Consider the following 6,967-nt stretch of genomic DNA (forward strand, 5'->3'; position numbering starts at 1 on the left):
GTACCCTAGGCGTAATAATAATAGCAAGGGTAAAGTTAATAATGACGCGCAAGCCGACATTATCTACAACATTTATTGATCTGTCTTCACAGTTGCGACGTTTTGTTTCGCGGATTGTACAACCAGATGACGTGGAAGATATAGTACAAGAAACCTTTGTTAAGAGCTATCAGGCTGATTTAAAACAAGATATTAAATATACGCGCAGTTATATGCTAAAGACTGCCAAGCATTTGGCGCTTAACCATATTGCTAAATGGGATAATCAGCATTGCGATTCATTAGATACCTCTGATGATTATCAGCAGTCGTTGCGATCTATGCAGCTTGAGGATGAAGTGACCTCAAAAGAGCGCTTTTTACTGTTTTGCCGTGCTACTGAGCAACTAAGCCAGCCAGTGCGAAAATGTTTTATTTTAAAGAAAGTATATGGCATGAGCCAAAAAGAAATCGCAGCGCAAATGAAGTTAAGTGAAAGTACGGTTGAAAAACATATTGCCAAAGGTCTGTTACAATCTATGCGCTACATGCAGCAACATGAGCAGTTAGGTGAGCACAGCAGTGCCACTATTGAACCTGCCAGGAGGGTGGGAAAATGAGTAATATTCATCAATTTTCGTCTAAAGATGCTATTCAAGCAGATGCCAGTCGTTGGATAAGTGCTATGGATAGGGGCTTATCAAAGCAAGAACGTATGCAATTTCAGCACTGGGTGCAACAAAATAAAGCTCATCAAGATGCGGTATTTGAGTTAGCCCAGTTATGGGATGAACTGAGCGTATTAAATGAGTTGAGTAGCTTATTTCCCAATAAAAATAGCATCAATAAGCCTGCCCGCAGAGAAATTAATTTTTCGATTGCGGCAAGTGTCTTTGCCGCATTGCTAGTTGCCAGCTTTATATTTGTTGGTATTGAACAGTGGCCAACAACACCACAAGAACAAGCCAAGTACAGTAAAATTTACCGTACTAAAGTCGGTGAGCAAGCAACGTTTGTGCTACCAGATAGTACGATAGTGCAATTAAATACCAATAGCTTATTAGAAGTTGCGTATACAAAAAACCGCCGACAACTGATTTTAAGTCGAGGCGAAGGGCGTTTTAATGTTGCTAAAGATGCCGCACGTCCATTTACGGTGATGGCGGGCGATAAGTCATTTACCGCACTGGGGACTGTTTTTAATGTCCAACGTAATGCAGCATCGGATCTTGAGTTGGTTGTTACTGAGGGTAAAGTGATGATCACGGATCCTTCGGTTGCAGTAAATGCTGATGATTTTGTTCAATTGCAAAGTGCTAGTAATGATACCGACAGTGTGAAAAAAATTAATGCTAGTATTGTTATCTCTGGCGAAAAAGCATTAATTAAAGAAAGCATTACTAAGCCAATCAAACGGTTAACACAAGATGATGTACAACGGGATCTGGCATGGCAACAAGGTATGCTAATTTTTAATGGCGAGTCGTTAAGCGAAGCACTGCAAGAAGTGAGTCGCTATACCGCAACGCGTTTTGAACTTGCTGATCCTGCATTAGCTTCTTTAAAAGTGGCTGGGGTGTTTAAAGCCGGTGATATTATCGGTTTACTTGATAGCCTGCGCATCAATTTAGCCATTGAGCATGAACGTTTAGGTGAACATATCGTAAGCCTAAAACACGGTGATCACAGCTAAGCTTATGCTTGCTCTTTGATTTAAAGTGTCAGAAGTTACAATGGTAAATATAAAAAGTAAAAAAATAATTAATAAAAAAATAGGATTGCATAGCGGATTATTCTTTCTCAACTGTTTGTATAAGTTGCGCAGTAACCAAACGTATCCAATTTGTGGGTTAATTGTATTAGCACCTTTAGTATTTAGCCTAAATGTTCAGGCTGAGGCTGCAAATCCACAGATGGTACAATTTGATATAAAAGCGCAGCGAGCAGATCAAGCATTGATAGAGTTTGCAAAACAAACAGAACAAACCGTGGTTTTTTCGTTTGACTTAGCAAAACAATACCAAGCTCAATCAGTGTATGGTTATTACACTCAGTTAGAAGCGCTTAGTACAATGCTGAAAAATACTGAACTCGATGCGGTTGTTGATCAAAATGGTTTACTGAGTATAAAACTCAAACAAATCAATAGGAATGATAACAACATGAGAAAGCTTTCAGGGGTCAGTGCTGCTGTAATACCACTTTTAATGGCAACCAATAGCCAAGTTGCTAATGCACAAGAACAAGCCGCTCAAGAAAATATTGAAAAAATCGCCATCGTTGGTAGCCGTGTAGCAGGGCGTTCGGTCGAAGACTTACCAGTACCCGTTGATATTTTAAGTGCTGAAGCACTTGAGAATACAGGGCAAACAGAAGTTGGCCGGATGTTGCAATCAATTGCCCCTTCATTTAACTTTTCCAGTTCTTCAATCAGTGATGGTACTGATGCTTTGCGTCCTGCAACATTACGTGGTTTAGGACCAGATCAGACATTAGTGTTGATCAATGGCAAACGTCGTCATCAAGCCAGTATCATCCATATAAATACCTCTGTAGGGCGTGGAACAGCGGGTACTGATATGAATGCAATCCCTGCGGCATCAATTAAACGTATTGAAGTGTTACGTGATGGTGCGGCTGCACAATATGGCTCTGATGCAATCGCAGGTGTTATCAACATTGTACTCAAAGATGCCGATGAGGGCGGTAAAGCAGCGATTAACTATGGTCAATATTCTGAAGGTGATGGTGAAACTGTCAATATTGATTTTAACAAAGGCTTTGCTTTAGGCGATGACGGCTACTTAAATACTACGTTGAATTATCGTGATAGAGCCCCAACGAATCGTGCCGGTTTACATGGCTCGTGTCAGTTTTATGGATGTACAGAGCTTGCTGATGGTACATATTTAGCAGGCGACCCTCGCGAACTCACCGCACCTCGAAATACGTTTAGAATTGGTGATGCGGACTCACAACAGTTTGCACTGACAGTAAATACAGGTTATGAACTTGCTGGTGGTGAGCTTTATGGTTTTATTACTTATTCAAGTCGCGATAACGAGTCAGCAGCGTTTTTCCGTCATAATGCCAATGCTGATGGCAACCCTGTTTTACAAGATGGTGATGCGGTGATCCCGATGGGCTTCTTGCCAATGATCAACACCACCATTGATGATATATCGTATAACTTTGGCTTTAAAAAAGAGTTTGATAATAGCTCTAGTCTTGACCTGTCATACACCTATGGTGAAAACAGCATCGATTATACCACTAGTGACACTATCAATGGTTCATACGCTAATTTATTACGTTATGATCAAGGTTTAAGTGCTGATGATATTCGTGCCACTATTCCTCGCCAAGCGTATGCGTATGGCATGGAGTTATCACTGCAAACAATCAATCTTGATTTTACACAAGACTATGATAATTTTTCACTGGCAATGGGTGCCGAGCTTCGCACCGATGAATACCGCATTTTAGAAGGTAGTGAATACGCTTATCGTGATTATGATACAAATAACGGTGTTAATATTTACGATGGTATGAGCGGTGGTATTGGCAGTGAAAATGCTGCCGGTGGGACTCAAGGTTTTGGTGGCTCTTCGCCTGATTCATCGGTTGATGAATCACGTGATGTGATTTCATTTTACGTAGATGCTGAAACTTATATTATTGATGATGTTATTCTCTCAGGCGCGCTAAGTTACGATAACTATAAAGGTTTTGGTGATACAGTTAATTTTAAACTTGCGGGTAATTGGTCTGTAACTGATGATGTATCGTTACGTGGTGCGGTGAGTACCGGCTTTAGAGCGCCATCGATGCAACAACTGTACTTTAATAATATCAGCACGCAATTTGTGGTGGGCCCGAACGGCGATCTAATTGCAGAAGAAGTTGGTACTTTTAGAAACGACAGCACACTTGCACAGAGTATTGGTATTCCAAAACTTAAAGAAGAAAAGTCACAAAACATGAGCTTAGGTATTGTGTATAACGTGACGGATAATATTAATGTTACCGTTGATTATTATTCAATTGATATTGACGACCGTATTGTGATCAGTAACCGTTTAGGTAAAGGGTTGTCATCAACGCTAGATGCTGCATTGGTTAGTTCTGGCGCAGGTGCAGGGCAGTTTTTCTTAAATGGTGCAGATACCGAAACGCAAGGTGTGGATTTCGTTGCAACCTGGAATACTGAAGGGTTAGGTGGCACGCTTGATTTTACCCTTGCTGCTAACTTTACAGAAACCGATGTGGTTGATTTATTCACTCCTGCAGGCAGTGGTTTAGAAACTATTCCTGTTGAAGATGTTTTTTCATCGCAAGAGACATCAATTATCGAAGAGTGGCAACCTCAAGACAGGGTTAATTTAAGTGCTCTTTATCGCCTTGAAGACTGGACGGTTAATTTATCGCTGAATCGTTACGGTGAATACACTGTCGAAGATGGTGGCCGCCAAACGTACGGTGCTGAAATTCTGACAGATGTAAAAATTAACTACTTTGTTACCGATAACCTATCGATAAATATTGGCGCCAATAATTTGTTTGATGTTTATCCTGATAAGAATGAAATAGGTAACTCACGCTCAGGCACAATTGTAGACGCGTCAGGCAATACAATCGTCAGTTCAACAGGTGTATTTGAATATTCACGTCGTTCTGCACCATTTGGTTTTAACGGTGCTTATTATTATTTAGGCGCCGAATACCGTTTTTAAATAACTTCTCCTACGTTATTTATCTTTTGAAGGGCCGCAAGGCCCTTTTTTTGATAGTGAACACAGTTACAGCTTTCAGTTAGTCATCGGAACGTCATCAAAGTAACCTCAAACTTTCATATTTTATATCAATAATCTATCTGGACTAGACCAGTTGAATTAACCTAAATTAAGGATATGTATGAATTTTAGAATTGCTCCATTTAACCTTAAAGTGATAAGCCTTTGTAGTATTGCGGTATTTTCATTAGTTGGTTGTAACGATAACAATACGACTAAAGAGGAAGTAACAACTATTGAAACCGTTGAACCTGTAAAAAAAGTTCTGGTTTTAGGTATCGATGGATTGATGTTCGATTATGTTGACGACATAGATAATGAGGAAATAAATGAACCGATACTAGAAAATTTTTCTAGATTAACGATCAGCAAAGCGTTCAATGGAGGTTACCTTGGTAGCCACAGCCATCAAGCTACTTCCTCTGGCCCTTCTTGGTCATCAATCTTGACAGGGCAATGGGTAGATGGGCATGGTGTTGCGTCCAATAACAATCAACCTACGTTATCAGCTAGTATTTTTGAACACCTCTATAATGAAGATAACACTATTGACATGGCAAGTTATGTTGCATGGACTCCTATTAACCAAGGGCATGCCAAAAATGCTATGCCCTACGTAAAACAACAAATCGAAGGGGTACAACGCCCTGAAGATACCCCTTTAGATACATTTATCACAACAAAGTTAGTAGCTGAGTTAACTGATCCTGATTCTAATTTAGATTTTATTTTCACACATTTAGATGAAATCGATGGTGCTGGCCATGCTTGTGGTTGGTGTGAAGCGTATGAGCAATCCTTAAAAGATACAGATTTACACCTTGGGCGTATCCTAGATGCAATTGAATATCGAGAAGTTAACCTTAACGAAAATTGGTTGGTGATGGTTGTTTCCGACCATGGTCATGTAAAAAGTGGTGGGCATGGTGGTGATAGTGTTGAAGAAAGAACATCACTTATAGGCACAAACAAGCCGGAGATAATGAATGAGTTATTTGCTAACAACGATACACAGTTTAGTCTCGCTAGTGAGGGACAAAATGCATTAATGGGTTACCCCGGTATTACTGCTATTGCTCCAACAGCTCTGAGCTTTTTAGGGTATCAAATTAAGCCTGAGCAACAGTTTTCTAGTCCGTCGTTAATTGGCAAAGTGGGTGTAAAAAATACCTTTATACAAATAAAGCAACATCGTTCAGATGAGGCTGTGATTACACTTAATTGGCGAGTAGCAAAAGAGGTTGAAACCGTGACCTTATATCGTGATGATGTAAAAATTGCGGAAGTGGCTGCCTCTGATCATTTTTACGATGATTTGCTTTCTATTGATACATTAGGTGAAGGCACTAAGCGCATTATGTATAAAGTAGTACCAAACACAGGCAATAGCTTAACTACATTAGCTAATTTTAGCTTGGGCGAACTTGTGCCAATTAGTTTGATTCTAAAAAAAGTACTGTTACACGCTTCATTTGATTCAGAAATAACACCTTTTGACTATATCGCCGGCAATGAACCGCTAGTCACATTTGAATTAGGCCCTCTTAATAGTGGTCAGGCTATTAATATCAATAGACAAAATGGCTATCTATCAGCGCCTACTAATTTAGAGAGTAATTTGCAGGGTTCTGTTGGTTTTTGGTTAAAAGTAAATGGCGATATAAGTAGTGATCCAAATATTATCTCTAATAAAGATTGGCAGAGTGGTTTAAACCCAGGTTTTACACTTTCAGCAACTAATAGCACTATGAAATTTAACATTGGAGATGGGTCAAATAGAGCTGATATTAGTTTGCCTTATGTTCATAACCAATGGATGTATGTAATAGCCACCTACGATCTAGTCACCGCTGAGATTAGTTTGTACATAAATGACGAAACGCTTGGTTTTCAGGTGGCACATGTTGCTGCGCCAAATGTGAAGTCAATAGCTTCAGAATTCCCTATTAATATTGGTGAGGGGGGAGAGGGTAATTATAATTTATTAAACACTGAGATAGATATTTCAGTTGCTGATTTGTTATTTTTTGATCATGCGCTTTCGGTCCATGCTGCTCGCTCACTTGCAGATATACCACAAAGGCTTACTTTATAGTTAAGATGTTTGTGTCGGTTGAAGAAGAGTTTTATCGCTGTTTAGTTTTTTGCGTTTTATGCTTGCAACTGCTTTTTATTATAATAGGAAGGTCGCTACC

Annotated in this window: 4 protein-coding genes; all 4 read left to right on the forward strand. The window is 39.6% G+C overall.

Going from position 1 to position 6,967, the window contains the following annotated elements; genetic code table 11:
* Positions 1-41 precede the first annotated feature (41 nt).
* Entirely contained in the window at positions 42-599 is a 558-nt protein-coding gene (locus tag H5232_RS16455) for an RNA polymerase sigma factor (protein WP_145233553.1), read from the forward strand.
* The gene (locus H5232_RS16460) at positions 596-1,672 is read left to right on the forward strand and encodes a FecR family protein (protein ID WP_145233555.1); all 1,077 of its coding nucleotides are present in this window, start codon (positions 596-598) and stop codon (positions 1,670-1,672) included. Before H5232_RS16455 ends, H5232_RS16460 begins: the two co-directional genes overlap by 4 nt.
* A gap of 40 nt (positions 1,673-1,712) precedes the next feature.
* Complete coding sequence (locus H5232_RS16465) at positions 1,713-4,712, forward strand: TonB-dependent receptor plug domain-containing protein (protein WP_404936404.1); 3,000 nt, start codon at positions 1,713-1,715, stop codon at positions 4,710-4,712.
* 181 nt (positions 4,713-4,893) lie between these two features.
* Positions 4,894-6,867, forward strand: coding sequence for an alkaline phosphatase family protein (locus H5232_RS16470; protein ID WP_182831206.1), 1,974 nt, complete (start codon positions 4,894-4,896; stop codon positions 6,865-6,867).
* The last annotated feature ends 100 nt before the right edge of the window (positions 6,868-6,967 follow it).

The sequence above is a fragment of the Pseudoalteromonas sp. SG41-5 genome (assembly GCF_014164495.1).
Lineage (GTDB): Bacteria > Pseudomonadota > Gammaproteobacteria > Enterobacterales > Alteromonadaceae > Pseudoalteromonas > Pseudoalteromonas rhizosphaerae.